Here is a 21,598-nt window from a genome sequence, read left to right as displayed (position 1 = left end):
CACCGCCCGCCTCAGCCGTCGACGAGTCGTTCCTTCTGTCGCCGCGAGAGCTGTTTGATCTCGTACTCGCGGCTCATCGCCGTCGACTTCGACGCGTACGTCTCCGAGTGGACGAGTTCGACGGGGGTCCGTCCGCGGGTGTACTTCGCGCCGTCGCCGGCGTTGTGCTGTTCGACGCGGCGCTGCACGTCGGTCGTGTACCCGGTGTAGTAACTGCCGTCGGCGCACTCGACGACGTAGACGTAGTGCACGAGTCGACGCAGGCAGCGGCGACGCTAAACGGCGTCGGTTGCGCGCAGAAGGCTTCGCGTGGTGGTTATCGATTCGTTACCCGACAGTGGTTACGCGTTGCGGGCGCGATGTCGCGCGACGTCCGCGATACCGGCGTTCGCCGAGCAAGCTGGACAGGCCATTAGACGCCCGTACTCGTCGGCAAACACCCGCGCGAAACGTTCGGAGACGTGCGACCCGCAGTGGTCGCAGGTTGGCATTGTTCGGGTCCGGCATCCACCAGTCAGCCGGTGTCTCGCCGTACGTGACCGAGGCACATGAAAGTGTTGCGCACGTGCGCGCGGCCGACGAGCGGGGTCGAACCCTACGCCCCGCGCGCGGCGGAGACGGCACGCGCGATGAGACCGGCCTGCGCGCCCGCGACGAAGCCGGCGTCGACGTTGACGACAGAGAGCACCGAACACGACTGGAGCATCCCCGCGAGCGCCGCGTCCCCATCGCCGCCGAAGCCGTAGCCGACGGCGACGGGCAGCGCGATGACGGGGGCGTCGACCATCCCGGCGACGACGGTGGGTAGCGCTCCCTCCCGTCCGGCGGCGACGACGAGCACGTCGGCCGCGCGGAGCGCCTCGCGCTGGTCGAGCACGCGGTCGATGTTGGCGACGCCCACGTCGTCGATGCGGTCGACCGTCGCGCCCATCTCGCGGAGCACCGTCGTCGCCTCGCCCGCCGCCGCCGCGTCGGAGGTCCCGGCGGTGACGACCGCGACGGTGGCATCGAGCGACGGACGCTCGTGGTCCGGCGCGCGCGCCACGAGTGTCCGCGCGCGCTCGTCGGTCTCGACTGTCGCGTCGGGGGCCTCCGCGTCGACGCGCGCGCGGACGGCCGCGACGTCGGCCTCGTCGGTGCGGGTGACGAGCGCTCGGCCGGTCGTTTCGAGCGCCGTGAGCACGAGCGACGCCGTCTCTTCGGGCGTTTTGCCGTCTGCGAGAATCGCCTCCGGCACGCCGCGTCGGTGCTCGCGGGCGGCGTCGAAGCGCCCCGCGTCGGTACTCGCGTAGCCCGACAGTCGGGCCTCGGCCGTCGCCGGCGAGAGTTCGCCGGCCGCGACTGATTCCAAAATGTCTCGCATAGCCGACGCTCCGCCCGCAGGGCACTCGTAACTGTCGTTTCCGGCCCATCGACCCGGGAGTACTTAAATCCAACGGGGGATTTGGTCGCGAACGACCGCGTGGGGGGCTGACAGCGCGATTTGGGAAATCTTATTAATAAGGCCCCGGTAGCCACGCTTGCATGGCAGACCTTATCGTCAAGGCAGCTGTTAAGGAAGCGCTCGATGACAAAAACGTCGCGTCGGACTTCTACGACGCGCTCGACGAGGAAGTCAAAGAGCTCCTCGACGACGCCGCCCGTCGCGCCGAGGCTAACGACCGAAAGACGGTCCAGCCGCGCGACCTCTAAATCCGGCGAGTAACCACCATTTTTTCGCGCCCGCGACCGAGAGCGACGGCGTTCGGGTCGGAGTCGCGTCGTATCCGCGAGCGGTAGCGGTAGCGCGTCACGCGCGGCGACGTTAGCGCGTCTCGACGCGCACGCCGTCGTCGCTACCGACGTGAATCTCGTCTGCGAGGCCGACGAACAGGCCGTGTTCGACGACGCCGGGGACCGCCGAGAGCGTCCGCGACAGCGCCGCAACGTCGGTTATCTCGCCGAACTCGCAGTCGAGCACGACGTTGCCGTTGTCGGTGACGACCGGCCCGTCCTTCCGCTCGGCCTCCCGGAGCACCGGGTCGCCCCCGGCGTCGGAGACGGCGGCGGCGACGGTCGAGCGCGCGTCCGGCAGCACCTCCACGGGAACCGGGTGCGAGAGCGTCTCCGCGAGTTTGGAGGGGTCGGCGACGACGACGAACCGGTCGGCGAACGTGTCGACGACTTTCTCGCGGGCGTGGGCCGCGCCGCCGCCCTTGACGAGGTCGAACCCCGCCACCTGGTCCGCACCGTCGATGGCGAGGTCGACGCCGTCGACGTCGTCGAGCGTGACGAGCGGGACGCCCACTTCGCGGGCGAGTTCCCGCGACGCGAACGAGGTGGGGACGCCGCGCACGTCGAGTCCGGCGTCGACCGCTCGTCCGAGCGCGCGAATCGCGTGCGCCGCCGTACTGCCCGTCCCGAGTCCGACGACCATCCCGTCGGCCACGAGGTCGGCCGCACTCTCGCCCGCGCGTCGTTTCGCCTCGTCGCTGCCGCCCGTCGTCTTCATGAACGAGGCTTCGGCGACGACGGCAAAAACGCTCCGGGGTTCGGCGACGACGGGCGTCCGCCGTTCGAGTCGGTACGCCGCCGGAGACAGTCCGCTCGCGGAGTCACTCAGTGCGACCGACGAGTAGTCAACCGCCTGACCTATATGGCCGCACACGAAATCAGGGCTGAACAGGCAATGACCGACATCAGATGCGGATTCGTCACGCAGACGCACTCGGGCGACGTGACAGCGTCCGAGGCTGTCGAGCAGGCCGACTCGTTCGGCTTCGACTTTCTCGAACTGTACATGGACGGCGCGACGGAGCGAACTCGACTGGACCGCGAGTCGTTCGCCGCCGCCGTCTCCGACGCCGCTCTCGACCTGCTCGTCCACCTCCCGTTCGTCGACCTCGACCTCGGGACGCCGCGCGACGGAGTCCGGGACGCCGCGCTGGACGAACACCGCGCGTGTCTCGACGCCGCCGCGGAGATGGGTGCGGAGAAGGCCGTCCTTCACGCGAGCACGCGCGCGACGTACCCCGAGTGGGACGCCGAGACGACCCACCCGCGGATGCTCGACGCGGTACGACAGTTGGACGAACACGGCCGGGACGTCGGCGTCGAGGTGTGCGTCGAGAACCTCCCCGGCGTCTCCTTCACCGTCCACGAGTTCGACCGCGTGTTCGAGGAGACCGACGCCTCGATGACGTTCGACACGGGGCACGCCCGCGTCGACGGGATGGACGCCGAGGCGTCGGCGGCGTTCTTAGACACGCACCGCGACCGCGTCTCGCACGTCCACGTCAACGACGCCCGCGGCCCGAGAGACGAGCACGTCCCGACCGGCTCCGGAACCACGGATTTCGAGACGATTCTCGCGCCGCTTCTCGACGACTGGACGGGAACCGTCTCCGCGGAAGTGTACACGTTCGACGCCGACTATCTCGAACTCAGTAAGCGAAAACTGGACGAGGTACTCGCCTGAGGATGCGAGACGAGGAGCTGCCGCCCGGCGAGGTCACGGGCGGACGCGACGAGTCCGAGATGAACGGCTCGGAGACGGACGAGCGGAACCGATCCGAGCGGCCGGACCAGTCGGACCACGTACGCGAGGGGAACGGCATGGAGGGACGAACCCGCGGCCAACGGTGGCTCTACTACGTCTCGCTGTTCCTCGAGACCGTCGCCGTCGCCGTCGTCGGCGCGGTCACCCAACGGGTCGGCCGCGACGACTCGCTGTGGGTGTTCGGCGCGCGCGGCGGCGCCGACTTCTGCGAGAACAGCAAGTATCTCTACCTCTCGGTCGCCGCCGACAAACCCGACGTTCGGCCCGTCTGGGTGACGAAGAATCGAGCGATCGTCCGCGAACTCCAGCGACACGGCTACGAGGCGTACCACGCCTTCTCCCCGCGCGGCGTCTGGCTCCAACTCCGCGCGGGAACCGTCTTTCTGACGCACAACCTCAAGGACGTGAATCGCTTCGTCGTCGGCGGGTCGACGCTCGTGATGCTCTGGCACGGCGTCCCGCTGAAACGCATCTCGTGGGACGCCGAACTGGCCGAGCGCCCCCGACCGGTGCGAGCGCTCTCGCGCTACCTCTACGACCAGTACGACCTCGTCTCGCTCACCGGGTCGGGCGCGCGCGAGTCGTTCCGGACGGGGTTCGGCCTCCCGGACGACCGACTCGTCGTGACGGGCTACCCGCGGACCGACGTGTTCTTCGAGTCGGTGTCGGGGGCGACGCTCTGCACCGACGAGACGGAGCTGCAGCGGGTGCAGCGTCTCGCGGAGGAACACCGGGTGTGGCTCTACATGCCGACGTTCCGCGAGAACCCCTCGGCGCGGGCGTCCGAGCACGTCGACTTCGCGGCGCTCGAACGGGTGTTGGCCGAACGCGACGCCTATCTCGTCGTCAAACTCCACCCGAAGGAACGGCTGGACGCCGACCTCTCGACGTTCGACCACCTGCTCGAACTCCCCGCGGGCGTCGACGTCTACCCGCTGTTACCGGCGACGGACGGCCTGATCACGGACTACTCGTCGGTGTTGTTCGACTATCTGCTCCTCGACAGGCCGGTGATACGCTACGCGTACGACCTGGAGGCGTACCGGGCCGGGCGGGGGTTCTACTACGACTACGAGGAGCTGGCGGCCGGGCCGACCGTTCGGACGTTCGACGACCTGCTCGACGCGCTGGAACGGAGCCTCGACGGTGACGACGACTACGCGGCCGAGCGCCGCGCCGTCCGCGACCGGTTCTTCGACGACGCCAGCGGTGGCTACGCCGACGCCGTGTACCGGGTGGTGAGCGAGCGACGTGGCTGACAGTCGACCGAAAAGTAAAGAACGGGGTACGAACGAACTCGGTTGTGAACCGCTACGACGGGCCGTGACGGGTGGCACACTCCGGAGAGATATAGTCAAGTATGAGAGGTATGTACACGAACAGAGATAGTTTGATGTACGTGACGGTACACAGTTCAAACACGAACGCATGGCACAGCTAGCAGGGCAGGAAACGACGACCGGGAGGGAGGCGGACGTATCGCTCATCGCCCACCGCGGGTTCGCCGGCGTCTACCCGGAGAACACGCGGGCGGCGTTCGGTCGCGCCGTCGGCGTCGGCGGAACGACGGTGTCGCCGCAGGCCGACGTCGTCGAACTCGACGTGATGCCGACGGCGACGGGGGAAGTCGTCGTCTTCCACGACACCGACCTCGGGCGGCTGACGAACGCGCCGGCCGCGCTGGCTGACCAGAAAGTGTGGGAGACGCCGTACGAGACGCTTCGGAAACTCGACGTGCTCGGCACCGGCGAGTCGGTGCCGCTGCTCGCCGAGATACTCGAACTGATTCCCGAGTCCGTCGGCGTCAACGTCGAGTTCAAGAACCCCGGCGTCGACGACGTTCGGTACGGCTCGCTCGACGCCGACGAACTCGTGGAGCGGCGCGCGGTGTGGAAACCGTTCGTCGAACGCACGCTCTCGGAGTTGACCGCCCACTCCCACGACGTGCTGCTGTCGTCGTTCCACGAGGGGGCGCTCGCCGCCGTCCGGGAACTGGACGACTCGGTTCCTATCGCGGCGGTGTTCTGGGACGACATCGAAGCGGGCTTTCGGACCGCCCGACGACACGACTGCGAGGTGCTGCACGTCCCGTGGAACATGGTACACGGCACCGACCTGTTCAACGCCGACTACCACGCCGGCCCGTTCGACCCCATCGACCTCGTCGAACTCGCCCACGAGGAGGGGAGACGCGTCAACGCGTGGACCGTCGAGAGCTGGTATCAGGCCGACCAGCTCCGTCGGGCGGGCGTCGACGGCATCATCGCCGACTACCCGAACCTCCTCCAGTACGGGTCGTCCGGCGGTGTGACGGCCGACTCGAACGCGGTGAACCCGTCGCTTCGGTCCCCGGACGCGCCGCCGCAGTGAGTGTTCGAAATCGACGTACGTCACGTCTCCACGACTTACTCCCCGCGGCTTAATTCCGTTACTCGTTAACCCTCACTTATTGTCCCTCGCGTGGTACACACCGAGAATGACATATCCGAACACTGCAGTCATTCTCGCCGCGGGCATCGGATCTCGACTTCGGCCAATAACGCTCCGCAAACCGAAGTGCAGCGTCAGCGTCGACGGCACGCCGATTCTGGAGTATCAGCTCCGCGCGTACGCCGAGGTGGGTCTCGACGAAACCGTCGTCGTCGCCGGCTATCTGAGCGAGAAGACGCGGGCGTTGGCCGAACGCGTCGCCGCCGACTACGAGGGGTTCTCCGTCACCGTCATCGAGAACGAGGTGTACGCCAACACGGACAACATGTACTCGCTGTCGCTCGTCGAACCGCTCCTCGACGGCGAGCCGTTCTTCCTGAGCAACGGCGACGTGGCGTTCGAACGGGAGGTCGTCGAGCAGCTGGCCGCCGCCGACGCCGACAGCGCCATCGCCTGCGACACGTCGCTGTTCTCCGAGGAGGCGATGAAGGTGACCGCCGACGAGCGCGACTGCATCTCCAGCATCTCGAAGGAGTACACCGACTCGGAGGCCCACGCCGTCTCCATCGACGTCTACCGGTTCTCGGGGGCGTTCTCGGCGGCGCTGTTCGACGAGATCGAACGGAGCGTCGAACAGCACGGCGAGTACGGCGGGTGGACCGAACTCGCCATCGACCGGCTGCTCAAAAGCGGCCGTTTCGACGTCGACCCGGTCGACATCGCCGGCGCGCGCTGGGTCGAGATAGACAACCTCGACGACCTCGCGGAGGCAGACCGGCGGTTCGCCTCGCTGAGCCCGCTCGGCGAGAAGCGGGCGGCGTTCTTCGACCTCGACGGCACCGTCTACCTCGGCGACGAACTCATCGCCGGCGCGGCCGAGGTGGTCGCCGAACTCCGGGAGGCGGGCGTCGACGTGTTCTTTCTCTCGAACAACTCCTCGCGGTGGAAACCCGGCTACGTCGAGAAACTCCGGAGTCTGGGCATCTCGGCGACGCAGGAGTCGGTCATCCTCTCGACCGACGGCGTCATCGCGTACCTCGAATCGGTCGGCACCGACGAGACGTACGTCGTCGGTACCGAGGCGATGCGCGACGCGCTCCGCGAACGCGGGTTCGCCGTCGAGTCCGACGACCCGACGCACGTCGTCGTCGGTTTCGACACCGAACTCACCTACGAGAAGGTCCGCCGCGCGACGCTCGCCATCCACGACGGGGCCGAGTTCCTGCTCGCGCATCCCGACGCGGTCTGTCCGACCGACGAGGGGCCGATTCCCGACTGCGGGTCCATCGGCGCGCTCGTGGAGACGGCCGTCGGTCGTCCACCGGCGCACGTCTTCGGGAAACCCAACGCGGAGATGCTCCTGCCCACGATGGAGGAGTACGGCTACGAACCCGACGATGTGGTCGTCGTCGGCGACCGGTTGGAAACCGAACTCCGGATGGCCGAGCGAATCGGCTGTGAGTCCGTCTGCGTGCTCACCGGCGACGCCGACCGCGCCGACGTCGAGGCCAGCGACATCGTCCCGTCGCTGGTCGCGCCGTCGATAGCGACGCTATCGGAGTTTCTCTGAGGGCGGAGACAGCGAACCGCCGAACACGCGGTGAGAATCGGCGGGGGTAATTAGACGGTCGACGACCGAACGAAGAACGAGTACCATGTTCAGTTGGACGAGAACTGAAACCGAGATAGCCGTCTCGTGGCTGCTGGTCGCCTGTCTGGTCGCGGCGGGCGCCGTCGGACTCCGGAGCGGTGCGTATCCGATGGCGGTGTTCGCGCTCCTCTCGGCGGGGCTGGCCGCCGCGCCGGCGGTTTTCACTCGGGAGCGCCGCGCGACGCTCCCGTGGCCCGTCGTCGGACTGGCCGCCGTCGCGGCGCTCGGGCAGCGGTTCACCCAGTTCGACGGCGTGGCGACGTACGTCTGGGTCGTCGCGGTGACGCTCATCCTCGTCGTCGACCTGCAGGCGTTCACCGACGTCGAGATGTCGTCGCGCTTCTCGGCGGCGTTCGTGACGACGACGACGATGGCGGTCGGCGCGGTCTGGACGGTGCTGCGGTGGGTCTCCGACGCGTTCTTCGGTACGTCGTACCTCGGCGGCGTCGACCCGGTGATGTGGGAACTCGTCGGCGCGACGGTCGTGGGGGTGGTCGTCGGCGTCGCGTTCGAGTACGGTTTTCACGGTGTCATCGACGCAGGCGTCGAGCGCCGTCTCGACCGGGGTGAGCGCCGATGACGGTGTTGGAAGAGCGCTTCGGGATTCCCGCCGCGTACCAGCGTATCGCGGCGCGACTGATGCAGCTCGTCCTGGCCGGAATCGCCGGTTACGGGCTCGTCAGCGGCCAGTTCGGGCTCGTCGTCAACGGGACGCTCCCGCTTCTCATCACTTTCCTTCCGGCGGTGTTGCGCCGCGACTACGGGTTGCCGATGAACGCCGGGTTGACGCTGTGGGTGACGGCGGCGGTGTTCCTCCACACGCTCGGGATGGTCGGCCTCTACGACGCCTTCGGCTGGTACGACCAGCTGACCCACGTGCTCTCCGGCAGCGTCGTCGCCGGCTGCGGCTACGCGGTCACGCGGGCGCTGGAACTGCACTCCGACGACGTGGAGTTTCCCGAGGAGTTCGTCTACGTTTACATGTTCGTCTTCGTGCTCGCGTTCGGCGTCCTCTGGGAGATAATGGAGTTCTCGACGGAGGTGGGGGCGCGGGTGTTCGGCGGGCGGGCGTACCTGGCGATTCACGGCGTCCGCGACATCGCGCTCGATTTCGCCTCGAACGGCGTCGGGGCGGTCGTCGTCGCGTTGGTCGTCCGCGAGGTCAGAACGCGGTTCCCGGCGGCGCTGGCCCGCGAGATGGACGAGTGAGGCTCAGTCGAGGCGGTCCAGCACCGCGTCGGGGTCGTACGACAGCGTCAGCGTCCGCGAGCGACCGCGACCCTCGATGCTGGCGTAGTCGGCCTCGATGACGCCGAGTTGGTCGAGTTTGTTGATGATCTCGGAGTAGCGCGTGTAGCCGAGGCCGGTGTCGGCGTGGAACGCCTCGAACACTTCGCCGGCCTGTCCGCCGTTGTGTTCGGCGAGCACCTCGACGAGCGCGCGTTCGGAGTCCGACAGTCCGCGGAGGCTGCGGGAGAGGTGAACGTACTTCGACTTGTCGTAGGCGCGTTCGACGTCTTCGAGCGTCACCGTCCGCGAGGCGCGCATCTCGGCGTTGAGCCCCGCTCTGCGGAGCAGATCGATGCCGACGCGCAGGTCGCCGCTCTCGGCGGTGAGTTCGGCGACGCGGTCGAGTTCCGGCGCGCCGATGACGCCGTCGTGGAACCCGATTCGAGCGCGCTCGCGGAGGATGTCGACGATCTCGTCGATGTCGTAGACGGGAAAGTACACCTCCTCGGGACGGAAGACGCTCTGGACGCGCGTGTCCAGTTCGTCCATGATGTCGAGCGAGAGGTCCGAGGAGATGATGATGACGCCGATGCGCGCGCCGCTGTGCGCCTCGTGGGCGCGAAGCAGCGAGTACAGCGTGTCCGAGGCCTCGTTCTCGTAGAACAGGTAGTTCACGTCGTCGAGCGTGACGACGAGCACGTCGTCCTCCTCGACGAGTCGGTCGGTGATCTGACCGAACAGCTTCTTGAACGAGATTCCCGACGACGGGGGTTCGTACTCGAAGATGCTCTCGAAGAGCCGGGAGAAGACGGCGTAGCGCGTCGAGTCGACCTGACAGTTGACCCGGACCGTGCGCACGTCCGTCTGCCCGCGAAGCTCGCCGAACAGTTTCTGGACGGCGGTCGTCTTGCCGGTTCCCGGCGGGCCGCGGACCATCGTGTTGAGCGGGCGTGCACCGCGAACGGCCGGACGGAGCGCGTACTGCAGGCTCTGCAGCTGGCTCTCACGGTGTTGGAACGTCTCTGGGACGTAGTCGATCTCGAAGACGTGTTCGTCTCTGAACACCGTCTCGTCCCACGAGAGCATCCCCCCGTCGGGGTCGTCAGCCATCACTTTCACCACGCTTCGGTGGCTACTTAACCGTTTGCCAACCCCGAAGTGAAAGTGAAACTGGTCGCCAGCGGCTCTCTCGCGGACGCCAAGCACTGTTAAAACGACGAGAATGTTCGACGAGCGTTCAGAACTTCTCCAACAACCGCGCGTAGAACCCGCGGCGCGAGACCGCCCCGTCGCCGCTCCCGTTTGCTCGCTCGGCGTCGTCTCGGGCCTCGCCGGCCAACTTCTCGACGATGAGTTCGGGCGTCGAGCGCGCGAGGTGGCCTTTGACGGGCGAGCGGTTCACCCGGAGTTCGCCGTCGACGAGGCCGACGGCTTCGATACCGTCGACGGCGACGTCGAAGTCGGCGGCTTCGCGTATCTCGTCGGCGAGGTGCGAGACGAACACGCCGGTGGTCCCCTGTTCGTGGAGCGCTTCCAGGATGCCGGCGATGATGCGGGCGCTCGCACCGGGTTCGGTGATGCTCTCCAGTTCGTCGACGAGGACGAGGCGGCCGGACGCTCCGTGGGCGAGCGTCGCGAAGTCGCGGAGCGTGCTCTCGAACGCGCCCGCGTCGAGGGTCCCCTGACTCTTCGCGTAGTAGTGCAGTTCCGAGACGCGTTCGAGGCGGGCGCGCTCGGCCGGGACGGGGAGCCCCATCTGTCCGAGGATGACGACGACGGCGACCAGGTCGAGCGTCGACGTCTTTCCGCCGCTGTTGACGCCCGACAGGAGCGTCACGCCGGAGACGCCGTAGTCCACGGGGTCGACCGCGTCGAACGAGACGTCCAGGAGCGGTGACCGACCGGCCTCGAACTCGAATCCGGTTCCCGAGAACTCGGGGAGCACGCAGTCGAAGTCGGCGGCGAACCGGGCGACGGCGAGCTCCACGTCGAGTTCCAACGCGTCGGCGACGAGCGTCTCGACGGGCTCTCTCAGCGCCACCAAATCGTCGGCGAGGTCGGCTTTCAGCGTCGCCGCGCGGCGGTCGCGGCCGGCTTTCAGTTCGGTTCGCAGGCGCGAGACGGCCTCCTCGTTGTGGCCGACCGGGAACGTGGGGTCGCCGCCGAAGACGCGTTCGGCGAGGTCGTACTCGCCCTCCTCCAGCGAGAGCGCGTCCGCGAGGTGTTCGCGGGCCGTCTCGACGGCAGTGTCGTACTCGTCAGCGAGTTCGCGGGAGAGGAGGCTGTCGACGCGCGCGCCCTGTTCGACCAGCGAGAGGAAGTCCTGGCCCTGGATGGTCACGTCCTGCTCGCTGATAGCCTTCCTGAGGTGGTCGTTGGCGGCCGATTCGGCGGTCGAGACGGCCGCGTCGAGGTCGTCGACGGCGGCGGTGAGCCGGTCGAGTTCGTCGTCACCGACGAGTTCGCCGCTCTCGTCGACGCGCGTCAGTGCGTCTCGGAGGTCGGCCGGCGAGCACGCCGGGTCGAGGTCGGCCGCTTCGTGGACCGAGACGGCCGCGAGCAGTCGTTCGCGGTTTGCGGCGAAGAAGGCGAGGAGGCGCTCGGGGACGATCTCCTCGGGGTGTTCGGCGGCGTCGGGGCGGACGCGCACGTCGCCGTCGACGTCGACGCCCGCGAACGCCTCGTCGAGGGCGACGACCGTCGAGTACGACCGCGCGAGTTCCGCGAGGCCGTGAGTATCTTCGACGATTTCGACCGACAGTTCCGGGAACGCGGCTTTCGCCTCGGCGTAGCGCTCGGCGTCGACCGTCGCGAGACAGCGCTCGCGGACGCGGAGGTTCGGCGGCGCGCGCAGCGCCTCTACGTCGACGAGGGCGTCGAGGACCGCCGGGTCGGGGTCGCGTTCGAGCGCCGACTCGACGAACGTTCTGACTTCCTCGATTCTGGACTCGGAGGCGGTCGGAAACAGCGTCTCCAGGCGTTTCTCGGCGTACTCGGTGACCGCGCGCTCCTGCAGCAACCCGAGGACGTCGCGGTAGAGTTCGCGGGCGCGGTCGGTCGCCAGAAAGTCGCCGTCGTCGCCGTGGTCGGCTCGGATCGCCGCGCGGGCGATGGCCGCCGCTCGACCCTCGGTGATACCGGGAGCGCGCGAGAGCGTCGCCACGTCGCCGTCTCTGAGCGCCGACTCGGCGTCGTCGAGTTCGGCGAGCGAGGCGGCGGTCTTCTCGCCGACTCCCGGGATGGCCTCGAACTCCATTCGCCCGCGATTACCGCGCCGGGTGATAAAAACGTTCGCGGAGCGACGCGACGAGAGCAGGAAGTGGTCGGCGATCTCCGAGAGGTCGTCCGTCTCGAAGTCGTTCTCCTGCGGCGCGTCCCACTCTCCCTCCGTCGTCCCCGAGAACGCGGGTTCGTGTAGCTCGTCGTCGGTCGTGGCACGCGCGAAACCGGCCCACGTCGAGCGTCTTCAGCGCTGGGTCCGCAGAGGAGATTCGAGATTCGTCGCCGACGTGCCGGGGACAACGCGCTTTTGACGCGGCGCGGCCAACGACGGTGCATGGACCTCGAAGGGAAGATAGACGCCGTCGTCGACGACCTCAGAGAGCGCGACGGCGTCGTCGTCGCGTTCTCCGGCGGCGTCGATTCGAGCGTCGTCGCCGCGCTCGCCCGGGACGCGCTCGGTGACGACGCGGTCGCCTGCACAGCCAAGAGCGAGACGCTACCGGCCGAGGAACTCGACGATGCGAAGCGCGTCGCCGAGGAGATCGGCATTCGGCACGAACTCGTCTCCTTTTCGGAACTCGACAACCCCGATTTCGTCGCCAACGACGGCGAGCGGTGTTACCACTGCCGGACGATGCGCCTCGGCAAGATGTACGAGACGGCCCGCGACCTCGGAATCGGCACCGTCTGCGACGGAACGAACGCCTCCGACCCCGGCGAGGGACACCGGCCCGGCCTCCGCGCGGTGAAGGAGTTGGAGGTGTTCTCGCCGCTTCTGGCCCACGACATCACGAAGGAGGAGGTCAGAGAGATCGCCGACCGCTACGGGCTCTCGGTCGCGGACAAACCGTCGATGGCCTGCCTCTCCTCGCGGATTCCGACCGGTCTCGAAGTGACCGAAGAACGGCTGACTCGCGTCGAGAAGGCCGAGCAACTGCTGCGAACGTGGGGGTTCTCGCAGTTCCGCGTCCGCGACCACGACGGCCTCGCGCGCATCGAAGTCGCCGAAGAAGAGTTGGAGCGGGCGCTCGACGCCGACTTCGTCCGCGCGGCCCGCGACCACCTCTCCGAGGTCGGCTTCGACCACGTGACGCTCGACCTCCACGGCTACGCCACCGGGAGCGTCAGTCCGGCGAACGACACGTACGGCGAGGACGACGCGGGAGACGGGGAGGAGAGCGAACCGCTCGTCGCCGACGTGTTCGCGCAGGAGTACCCCGTCGGCGAGGACGACTGACCACAAACGTCGATAGTCGAAGACGGGCGAGCGAGACGCTACGGAGAGAAAATAGCGAGCAGGCGGCCCTCGGTCAGTGTCAATCGGTCTCGGAGCGGTCGGCCGCGCAGCCGCCTCGACTCGCCCCGAGTCAGTCGTTAGCGCATGGGGGCGACTGGCCCCGTCATCGCTGATAAACGCTCGGAGCGGTCGCTGCCGATGAGGAGTGAGAAACAGCACAGAGACGGAACGAAGCCGACGCTAGTTCCCGGTCCAGCGGAGCAGCGCGAGCGTCCCCTCGAACAGGAATATCATCGTCACGGCGACGATGATGGGTGCCATCCCCGTCGGGTCCGGCGTCGCGATGAAGGAGATGCCGGCGAACGCCCCCCAGAAGAGGAGACGCTTGTCCTCCATCCAGAGGCGGGTGACGAGGTTCATCATCACCGCGAGCATGATGAACAGCGGAATCTGGAACACGACGGACATGTACGCCGTCAGCAGGACGATGAGGTTGAACGTGTCCTTCAGCGCGAAGGCGACCTCGACGGCTCTCGTCGTGTACACCGTGAAGTAGTCGAAGACGAACGGGAGGACGAGGAAGTGCGAGAACGCCGCGCCGACGACTGCGAGAACGAGGCTCGTCGGGATGGCGGCGAGGTAGTAGCGGCGTTCGCGAGGGTAGAGTCCGGGCCGCATGAACCGATACGTCTCGTAGACGAAGATGGGAAGGCCGACGATGACGCCGGCGAGACCGGCGACCTTCAGTTCCGTGAGGATGAGTTCGAGCGGACCGTAGACGTGCGGGCGGTTCGACGCGGGGTCGGGGATGTACGACGCCCACAGGTAGTTGATGAGGTCGGCGCCGAGCGGGTAGGCGAGGAGCGTCGCGATGCCGCCGAAGAGGAAGACGACGCCGAGGCGGCGCATCATCTCCTCGATGTGCTCCGTGAGCGGCATCTCCTGGTCCGACGCCGGACCGTCGCCGAACAGGCCGCCGTCGTCGGCCGTTTCGTCGGGCGCGGGGGCGACGACGTCGTCGGATTCGGGTGTCGCGACGTCGGCGTCAGCCGTCTCTGCCGACTCGACAGTCGAATCCGTGGACACCTCGGAGAAACCGGGCGTCGAGTTCGCTTCCTCGCCCATTCACCTCCACTACGGCGCGGTGGCGTTATAGGCCTTTTTCATCTGCGCGTCCGCGCGACGGTGAGAAAAGATTGATAACCGCAAGAGGGTTTCCTACACCTATGTCCAGCGCGCTCGACGAGGATACCCGCCAGACGCTCGACGCGGGGCGGGAGACGGCCGGCGCGATGTTGCGCTCGGCCCAGAAAGACCTCCAGAAGGTCTTCATCGTCTTTCTTATCGGGTTTCTCGGGACGTTCTACGCGCTCCAGCTGTGGGTCTGGGAGTTTCTGAAGAACGTCACCGAAGCGCAGATGAACGCGGCGACGGCCGAGAACGTCCGTTTCATCGCGCAGACGCCGTTCGACGTCATCCTCCTCCAGGGGAAGATAAGCATCGTCGCCGGCATCATCGTCGCGTTACCCATCTTCATCTACTTCTCCCGTGACGCGCTCAGAGAGCGCGATATGTGGCCGCAGTCGCCGGTGAAGCCGTGGAAGATCGTCGTCATCGGTCTCATGGCGGCGGTGCTGTTCTTCGCCGGCTTGGTGTACGGCTACTCGCTGTTCTTCCCGCTGATGTTCAAGTTCCTGGCGAACAACGCCATCTCCGTCGGCTTCTCACCGCGGTACTCCATCGTGAAGTGGGCGCAGTTCATCTTCCTGCTCACGCTCTCGTTCGGCTTCGCCGCGCAGATGCCGCTGGCCATCACGGGACTCTCGTACAGCGGTATCGTCAAGTACGAGACGTTCCGCGACAAGTGGCGCCACGCCGTCGTCCTCATCTTCGTCTTCGGCGCGTTCTTCTCGCCGCCGGACCCCTTCACCCAGATCATGTGGGCGGTGCCGCTCCTGGTGCTCTACGGGGCGAGCCTCTACCTCGCGAAGGTCGTCGTCACCGCCAAGCGGGGCAGCCAGCAGATAAACCTCGGGCGGACCGTCCGCACCCAGTGGAACGTCGTCCTCGGGTTCGTCGCGCTGTTCGCCGGGTCGGTGTACGCCTTCTACAGCTACGGCGGCGTCGGACAGGTGAACCGGGGCCTCGCGTGGCTCGGCAGCAGTTATCGAGTGGTGCCGGTCGCGAATCAACTCCCGTACGGAGCGGAGACGACCGTTCTCGTCTACTCGGCCGCCGCGGGCGTCGTCGGCCTGCTGCTCGGCCTGTTCTACGGCATCTACCGCGACATCGAAGCGACCGCCGGTTCGCAGGTCGGCGGGCAGACGGGCGACCCCGCGGCCATCGACCTCACCGAACTCGACGCGGCGGGCGTCCGCGCCGCACCGCCGGAAGCGTTCGCCGGCCTCACCGAAGAAGAGGCGATGGGCTACGCCGGCGCCGCCATCGACGACGGCGACAACGCGAAGGCGCAGGCCATCCTCGACCGCTTCGACGAGGCCGAGGAGAGCCGCGACGACGAGTCGGAGTCCGAGGGTCAAACGAACGTTCCCGGCGTCGACGACGACGTCGGCGACAGGGCCTCCAGGGCCAGCGGGACGCTGCTGGAGGGGCTCACCGACGGCGAACGCGACGAGGACGACATCGGCGGCTACTACAAGGACCTCGCGTTCATCGTCGACAGCCTTCGCTCGCGGTCGTTCGTCCTCATCGGCTGGTTTATGCTCGTTCTCGCCGGGACGTTCGCGTGGCTCTACAGCGGCGGTATCGGCGACATCTACAAGGGTTTCCTCTCGCAGATGCCCGCCGCGTTCGACATCGAACAGGTGAACGTCATCACGCTGCACCCCGTCGAGGCGCTCATCTTCGAGGTGAAGTTCTCGACGCTCGTCGCCGTCATCGCCACGCTGCCGCTCCTAGCGTACTTCGCGTGGCCCGCCCTCCGCGAACGGAACTTCGTCCGCGGCCACCGCGGCGTCATCTTCGGGTGGGCCGGCGTGCTGCTCGTGGGCCTGCTCGGCGGCCTCTACCTCGGCTACATCTACGTCGCCCCGGCGGTCATCTCGTATCTGGCCGCCGACGCGCTGGCGGCGAACGTCGTCATCAGCTACCAGATCACGGACTTCTTCTGGCTCATCTTCTTCACCACCGCCGGTATCGGCATCCTCGCCGACATCCCCGTACTGATGGTGCTTCTCAACACCATCGGTATCTCCTACCGCCGGATGCGCGGGCGCTGGCGGGAGGTCACGGTGGCGATTCTCACCATCGCGGCGCTGTTCACCCCCGCGGACGTCATCACGATGTTCATGGTGACGATTCCGCTGATGGTCGCCTACGGCGTCGGCATCGGCGTCCTGTTCGTGCTGACGCTCGGCGGGCGGCGCGACCTCGCACCCGCGCCCGGGACGACCGACGCCTGAACGACCGACGAACTGAGTCGCCGGCGGTGTCAGGCAAAGATCACCGCTGCAGCCCGATTTTGTCGTGAATTTCGCCGACGAAACTGTAACACGTAAGTGGCCGCCTTCGATATGGCGGGTATGGCCAAGATAAGCGTCGAAGTCCCCGACGAGTTGCTCGCGGACCTCGACGAACACGTCGGCGACGACAGGAAGTTCGTCAACCGGAGCGACGCCATCCGGGCGTCGATTCGCAAGACGCTGGACCTCCTCGACGAGATAGACGACCGACACGGGCGGTTGGACGACGAAGTCCGCGGAGGCGGCGACGGAAACGACGACACCGACGGCGGCCGCGGCGACAGCGAGGACGACCGTGCGTGAGTCGCGCTTGGCGACGGGCGAGGTGGCGCTCGTCGGCCTCTTCGTCACGGCGCTCGTCACCGCGCAACTGACCGCGGCGAAGCTACTCGCGTTCGACCTGCCGCTGTCGCTGCCGGTCGTCGGCGACGGCCTCGCGCTCCCCGGTGCGGCGCTGGCGTACGCGCTGACGTTCTTCGCCTCCGACTGCTACTCGGAACTCTACGGCAGAGAGGCGGCCCAGCGGATGGTGAACGTCGGTTTCGGGATGAACCTCGTCGTGCTCGCGTTAGTCGCCGGGACCATCGCCGCGCCCGCGCTCGACCCGACGTTCAGCGAGCAGTTCGCGGCCGTGCTCGCCCCGAGCGCGAACATCGTCCTCGGCAGCCTCGTCGCCTACCTCGTCAGCCAGAACTGGGACGTACTCGTCTTCCACCGCATCCGTGAGGCGACTGGTGGCGACCACCTGTGGCTCCGCAACGTCGCGTCGACGGCGACGAGCCAAGCGCTCGACACGGTGTTGTTCGTCACCGTCGGCTTCCTCGTCGCGCCGGCGGTGTTCGGCATCGGGGAGGCGACGCCGGTCCCCGTCGTCGTCTCGCTCGTCGTCGGTCAGTATCTCCTGAAACTGATCATCGCCGTCGCGGACACGCCGTTCGTCTACGCCGTCGTCGGACTGCTCCGGCGGTCGGGCGACGACGAGAACCGGCGACCCGCCGCGTAGACGGCGCCGAACGACGGGAGCGAGAGTGTTCGACTACCGAGACACTCCGGCTGCCGTGAATTGGACTTATCGCTCCCAGTAGCTAACGTGAGTCATGAGTTCCGCGCGTCGTATCCGTCTCACCGAGAGCGACTGGATGGAGGGTGGCATCAACTGTCCGAACTGCGACCGGTACCTCCCGTTCGGCGATATCGTCGCCGTCGGTCGATGCGGCGGGCGCGTCCGGCCCGACGAGGCGTGTCGGACCGAGTTGGCGCTCGACGTCGTCGTTCGGTGAGTCGCGTCTACGCGACCGCCGAAGAGAACGAGACGACGCGCCGCTTCAAGCGGCGTCGACGCGCTCGGCGAAGCCGAACTTCGGTTTGACGTCGGTGACGCGCACGCGGACCGTCTCGCCTTCCTCCGCACCGGAGACGAAGAGCGTAAAGCCCTCGACGCGGCCGATGCCGTCGCCTTCGTTTCCGGTGTCCGTGATTTCGAGGTCGAGTTCGTCGCCGACGGCGACGGGCGCGGTGATGCGACCCTTGGCGACGAGGTAGAGTTCGGAGGACTGCTTGCGAGAGGCCTCGGGGCGAACCTCGCGGACGTACTGGAACTCGGGTTCGATGTCGTCTTTGAGGTCCTGGAGGTCCTGGCCGTCGAACACCTTCACGACGAGGTCGCCGCCGGCGTCGAGGACGTCCATCGCCACCTCGAACGCCTGCCGGGCGAGGTAGACCGAGCGGGCGTGGTCCAGCGAGTACTCACCGGTCATGTTCGGGGCCATGTCGGAGATGACGACGTCCGCACCGTCCTCGCCGACGAGGTCGAGGAGCGTCTCCTTCGTCTCCTCGTCGGTCATGTCGCCGCGAATCGTCTCGACGTTGTCCGCCTCTAACGACTTGATTCGCTGGAGGTCGACGCCGACGACGGTGCCCTCGGGGCCGACTTCCTCGGCGGCGACTTGGAGCCACCCGCCGGGAGCGGCGCCCAAGTCGACGACCGACGCGCCTCGGTGGAGGAGGTTCGCCGTCTCGTCGAGCTGCTGGAGTTTGTACGCCGAGCGGGCGCGGTAGCCCTCCTGCTTGGCCCGGTTGTAGTATTCGTCTTTGCGCGCCATTTCCCGGAGATTGCGCGCGAAGCCGAAAAACGCCTTCGTTCGGGGGCGAAGGCGTTTCTCACCGGTCACTCGACGCGGAGTTCGTCGTCCTCGGGGACGTCGTCGGCGTCCCACGCGATGGAGAAGTCGACGCGTTCGCGGGGCTCCCGTCGTCTCGGCGGTCCAGTTCGTCCGCGAACTCGCGGAGGTACGCAGCGACTTCCGCACGCGACAACTGCCGCGACGTTTCGAGCTCTACCACAGTTCACAGAACGCACAGCAGAGGGACTGGTAGTTCGACTGTTTGCGTACGCAGGCGTGACGCGGAGGTTCCGGCGGACGCGAGCGGCGTTTCGGAGAGCCGCGTGAACGGTGAAAACCACCCGACTCGTCGGGGCCTCATGCGCGCACGCGCACGCACTAAACCACGGGTATTTTTAATACCCCTCTCGTAGGTCGCCACATATGTTCCAGGCCATCGTGAGCGCGTCGACGCTCCGGGACGCGCTCGATTCGGTGAGCGTGTTGGTCGACGAGTGTAAGATTCGACTCAACGAGGACGAACTCGCAATTCGAGCCGTCGACCCCGCGAACGTGGGGATGGTCGACCTCTCGCTCGACGCCGCGGCGTTCGAGTCCTACGAAGCAGACGGCGGCGTCATCGGCGTCAACCTCTCGCGACTGGAGGATATCGCGGGGATGGCGAACACCGGCGACCTCGTCCACCTCGAACTCGACGAGGAGACGCGAAAGCTTCACATCCAGATAGAGGGCCTCTCCTACACGCTCGCGCTCATCGACCCCGACTCCATCCGGCAGGAGCCGGACATCCCGGACCTCGACCTCCCGGCGACCATCGTCGTCGAAGGCACCCACCTCGACCGCGGTATCAAAGCCGCCGACATGGTGTCAGACCACATCGGTCTCCGCGTCGACGAGGACGCCGAGACGTTCCACATCGAAGCCGAGGGCGACACCGACGACGTCGACCTCGAACTCGGCCGCGACGACCTCATCGACCTCGTCGCCGGTCCCGCCGACTCGCTGTTCAGCCTCGACTACCTCAAGGACATGAACAAGGCGATTCCCTCCGACGCCGAGGTCACCGTCGAACTCGGCGAGGAGTTCCCCGTCAAACTTCACTACGAGTTCGGCGAGGGCATGGGCCACGTGACGTACATGCTGGCCCCGCGCATCCAGAGCGACTGAGTCGCTGCCGCCGTTCTCTCCTTTCGTCTGCGGTTCTCGTAGGTATCTCACCGGTCACGGTCGGCTGCCCTCGTCACCGCCGTCGGTCTCGCCCAGCGCCCCGTCCCTCTCGTCGATGTCGACCGGTGCGCGGAGATTCGCCCGAGCGATGCCGACGAGGATGACCAGAATCGGCAGCAAGAGCAGCGCGCCCGCAACGAACGGCGACCAGTAGGTGAACACGTACAGCGCCGCCATCGCGGGCGGGCCGACGGTTCGGCCCAAACTACCGGCACCTTGCGTGACGCCGAAGGCGCTACCTTGTGTCTCGGCGCTCGTCGCCTTCGAGACGAGCGTCGTCAGCGCGACGTTCAACAGGCTGTTGCCGAGCGACAGCAGCGCGAGGACGACGAGCAGCGCCAGGAGCGCGGGCGTGAGATACGCCGGGGCGTCGACGGTCGGAACCGAAAACAGCGCCCCGAGCTGCGGCGAGAACGGAATCGCCGCGAGCGCAACGAGCAGAACCACTGCCCCGGCGACGGCGATGGACGAGTCGCGGTAGCGCCGCGAGAGACGCCCGACGAGGAGCCCCTGATTGAACACGCCCAACACGCCGATGTAGGTGAGAAGCAGCGCCGTCTGCGTCTCCCGGTAGCCGTAGACGTCGGCCGCGAAGGGGATGAACATCACCTGGACCCCCGAGAACGCGACGGAGACGAGAAAGAAGGAGACGACGAGGCCCCCGAGGTCGGGGTCGTCGAGCGCGTCGGCGAACTGCGAGACGAGCGTCGTCCGCGGAGCGGTGCCGCGCGTCCGCGCCGGTTCTTCGAGGAACAGCGCCGCGAATCCGAGACTGAGGAGGCTGAGTCCGGCGGCGGCGAAACTCGGCAGCGAGAACGGCGTCGCGGGGACGAACGCCGGAAACACGTCACGGGCGACGGCGACGACGGCGTCGCTGGCGAACAGCCCCCCGATGGCGGGGCCGAAGACGAACCCGAGCGCGAACGACGCGCCGACGAGCCCCAGCGCCTCGGCCCGTCTGTCGGCGGGCGTGATGTCGGCGACGTACGCCTGCGCGGCGGCGATGTTGCCGCCCATCGCCCCGGCGAGCATCCGCGAGACGAACAGCACGGCGACGCCGGCCGTGAGACCGAAGACGGCCGAGAACTCCGCGGCGAGACCGAAGATGGTCCACGCGACGGCGCTTCCGGCGAGCGAGAGCATGATGACCGGACGCCGGCCCCGTCGGTCGGAGAGACGACCGAGAAACGGCGCGAAGCCGAACTGCAGCAGCGAGTAGGAGGCGGCGAGCAGGCCGATGAACACGTCGCTGACGCCGAAGCTCCGGACGTAGAAGGGGAGGATGGGGATGACGACCCCGAAGCCGAGGAGGTCGACGAAGACGACGGCGACGACGATGGCGAGCGCCCGTCGCGGGTTCCGCACGGCGTCTGTCGCCGTCGCTGCGCGAGGCGTACTCATTTGGAGAGAGGAGGCGGTCTGCGGGCCTAACTCTATCGCGGCCGCGTGGTCGTGAGG

The 21,598-nt window shown here is 67.3% G+C and carries 19 protein-coding genes and 2 pseudogenes; 13 read left to right on the top strand and 8 right to left on the bottom strand.

The annotated features are described in order from the left end of the window. Nucleotides 1–11 precede the first annotated feature (11 nt). Entirely contained in the window at nt 12–251 is a 240-nt protein-coding gene (locus FCF25_RS07615) for a GIY-YIG nuclease family protein (RefSeq protein ID WP_117593487.1), read from the bottom strand. A gap of 344 nt (nt 252–595) precedes the next feature. Then, nucleotides 596–1,363 (bottom strand): nickel pincer cofactor biosynthesis protein LarB, encoded by a 768-nt coding sequence (gene larB / locus FCF25_RS07610; RefSeq protein ID WP_137048017.1) that lies wholly within the window; start codon nt 1,361–1,363, stop codon nt 596–598. 161 nt (nt 1,364–1,524) lie between these two features. On the opposite strand from larB, the gene FCF25_RS07605 reads away from it, so the two are divergent. Further along, entirely contained in the window at nt 1,525–1,692 is a 168-nt protein-coding gene (locus FCF25_RS07605) for a DUF1931 family protein (RefSeq protein WP_058583225.1), read from the top strand. A 112-nt stretch (nt 1,693–1,804) separates the two neighbouring features. On the opposite strand, the gene rpiA is transcribed toward FCF25_RS07605, so the two are convergent. Continuing rightward, entirely contained in the window at nt 1,805–2,491 is a 687-nt protein-coding gene (rpiA, locus tag FCF25_RS07600) for a ribose-5-phosphate isomerase RpiA (RefSeq protein ID WP_137048015.1), read from the bottom strand. A gap of 177 nt (nt 2,492–2,668) precedes the next feature. Here rpiA and FCF25_RS07595 point away from each other — a divergent pair, with 177 nt between their 5' ends. From FCF25_RS07595 to FCF25_RS07570, 6 genes are all read left to right on the top strand, one after another. Then, nucleotides 2,669–3,457 carry a sugar phosphate isomerase/epimerase gene (locus FCF25_RS07595; protein WP_117593493.1) on the top strand — a complete coding sequence of 263 codons (789 nt, stop codon included), beginning with the start codon at nt 2,669–2,671 and terminating at the stop codon, nt 3,455–3,457. A gap of 2 nt (nt 3,458–3,459) precedes the next feature. Next, on the top strand, nt 3,460–4,797 hold the full coding sequence (locus tag FCF25_RS07590) for a CDP-glycerol glycerophosphotransferase family protein (RefSeq protein ID WP_137048012.1): 1,338 nt from the start codon (nt 3,460–3,462) through the stop codon (nt 4,795–4,797). A 169-nt stretch (nt 4,798–4,966) separates the two neighbouring features. Beyond that, complete coding sequence (locus FCF25_RS07585; RefSeq protein WP_117593497.1) at nt 4,967–5,908, top strand: glycerophosphodiester phosphodiesterase; 942 nt, start codon at nt 4,967–4,969, stop codon at nt 5,906–5,908. A gap of 106 nt (nt 5,909–6,014) precedes the next feature. Continuing rightward, nucleotides 6,015–7,538, top strand: coding sequence for an HAD-IIA family hydrolase (locus FCF25_RS07580; RefSeq protein WP_137048010.1), 1,524 nt, complete (start codon nt 6,015–6,017; stop codon nt 7,536–7,538). An 85-nt stretch (nt 7,539–7,623) separates the two neighbouring features. After that, nucleotides 7,624–8,199 carry a hypothetical protein gene (locus FCF25_RS07575; RefSeq protein ID WP_117593501.1) on the top strand — a complete coding sequence of 192 codons (576 nt, stop codon included), beginning with the start codon at nt 7,624–7,626 and terminating at the stop codon, nt 8,197–8,199. Continuing rightward, complete coding sequence (locus tag FCF25_RS07570; RefSeq protein WP_117593503.1) at nt 8,196–8,828, top strand: hypothetical protein; 633 nt, start codon at nt 8,196–8,198, stop codon at nt 8,826–8,828. The genes FCF25_RS07575 and FCF25_RS07570 overlap by 4 nt, the downstream gene beginning before the upstream one ends. A 3-nt stretch (nt 8,829–8,831) precedes the next feature. Here FCF25_RS07570 and FCF25_RS07565 read toward each other — a convergent pair whose 3' ends face one another. Next, entirely contained in the window at nt 8,832–9,959 is a 1,128-nt protein-coding gene (locus tag FCF25_RS07565; RefSeq protein ID WP_117593505.1) for an ORC1-type DNA replication protein, read from the bottom strand. A 127-nt stretch (nt 9,960–10,086) separates the two neighbouring features. Then, nucleotides 10,087–12,105, bottom strand: coding sequence for a helix-hairpin-helix domain-containing protein (locus FCF25_RS07560; RefSeq protein ID WP_137048008.1), 2,019 nt, complete (start codon nt 12,103–12,105; stop codon nt 10,087–10,089). 300 nt (nt 12,106–12,405) lie between these two features. Between FCF25_RS07560 and larE the strand changes: the two genes are divergently transcribed. After that, on the top strand, nt 12,406–13,308 hold the full coding sequence (larE, locus tag FCF25_RS07555; protein WP_137048006.1) for an ATP-dependent sacrificial sulfur transferase LarE: 903 nt from the start codon (nt 12,406–12,408) through the stop codon (nt 13,306–13,308). 240 nt (nt 13,309–13,548) lie between these two features. Here the strand turns inward: larE and FCF25_RS07550 are convergent. After that, nucleotides 13,549–14,274: pseudogene (locus FCF25_RS07550) on the bottom strand (twin-arginine translocase subunit TatC); the annotation flags it as partial. 260 nt (nt 14,275–14,534) lie between these two features. Between FCF25_RS07550 and FCF25_RS07545 the strand changes: the two are divergent. The 4 genes and pseudogenes from FCF25_RS07545 to FCF25_RS07530 all read left to right on the top strand — a co-directional run bounded on the left by FCF25_RS07545 (nt 14,535) and on the right by FCF25_RS07530 (nt 18,070). Continuing rightward, nucleotides 14,535–16,730 carry a twin-arginine translocase subunit TatC gene (locus FCF25_RS07545; RefSeq protein WP_137048004.1) on the top strand — a complete coding sequence of 732 codons (2,196 nt, stop codon included), beginning with the start codon at nt 14,535–14,537 and terminating at the stop codon, nt 16,728–16,730. 120 nt (nt 16,731–16,850) lie between these two features. After that, nucleotides 16,851–17,021, top strand: a pseudogene (locus tag FCF25_RS07540) (ribbon-helix-helix domain-containing protein); the annotation flags it as partial. 64 nt (nt 17,022–17,085) lie between these two features. Next, nucleotides 17,086–17,793 carry a queuosine precursor transporter gene (locus FCF25_RS07535; protein WP_137048001.1) on the top strand — a complete coding sequence of 236 codons (708 nt, stop codon included), beginning with the start codon at nt 17,086–17,088 and terminating at the stop codon, nt 17,791–17,793. Nucleotides 17,794–17,887: 94 nt separating this feature from the next. Further along, entirely contained in the window at nt 17,888–18,070 is a 183-nt protein-coding gene (locus FCF25_RS07530) for a hypothetical protein (protein ID WP_117593516.1), read from the top strand. A 45-nt stretch (nt 18,071–18,115) separates the two neighbouring features. On the opposite strand, the gene FCF25_RS07525 is transcribed toward FCF25_RS07530, so the two are convergent. Next, nucleotides 18,116–18,892 carry an RlmE family RNA methyltransferase gene (locus FCF25_RS07525; RefSeq protein WP_117593518.1) on the bottom strand — a complete coding sequence of 259 codons (777 nt, stop codon included), beginning with the start codon at nt 18,890–18,892 and terminating at the stop codon, nt 18,116–18,118. Between the two features lie 444 nt (nt 18,893–19,336). Here FCF25_RS07525 and FCF25_RS07520 point away from each other — a divergent pair, with 444 nt between their 5' ends. Further along, nucleotides 19,337–20,080, top strand: a complete 744-nt coding sequence (locus FCF25_RS07520) for a DNA polymerase sliding clamp (RefSeq protein WP_117593522.1) — start codon at nt 19,337–19,339, stop codon at nt 20,078–20,080. Nucleotides 20,081–20,134: 54 nt separating this feature from the next. Here FCF25_RS07520 and FCF25_RS07515 read toward each other — a convergent pair whose 3' ends face one another. Next, on the bottom strand, nt 20,135–21,541 hold the full coding sequence (locus tag FCF25_RS07515; protein ID WP_137047999.1) for an MFS transporter: 1,407 nt from the start codon (nt 21,539–21,541) through the stop codon (nt 20,135–20,137). Nucleotides 21,542–21,598 lie beyond the last annotated feature (57 nt).

The sequence above is a fragment of the Haloprofundus sp. MHR1 genome, from assembly GCF_005155585.1.
Lineage (GTDB): Archaea > Halobacteriota > Halobacteria > Halobacteriales > Haloferacaceae > Haloprofundus > Haloprofundus halophilus.
Note: the sequence above shows the minus strand (reverse complement) of the source record. Positions and strands in the feature narration are given on the sequence as shown.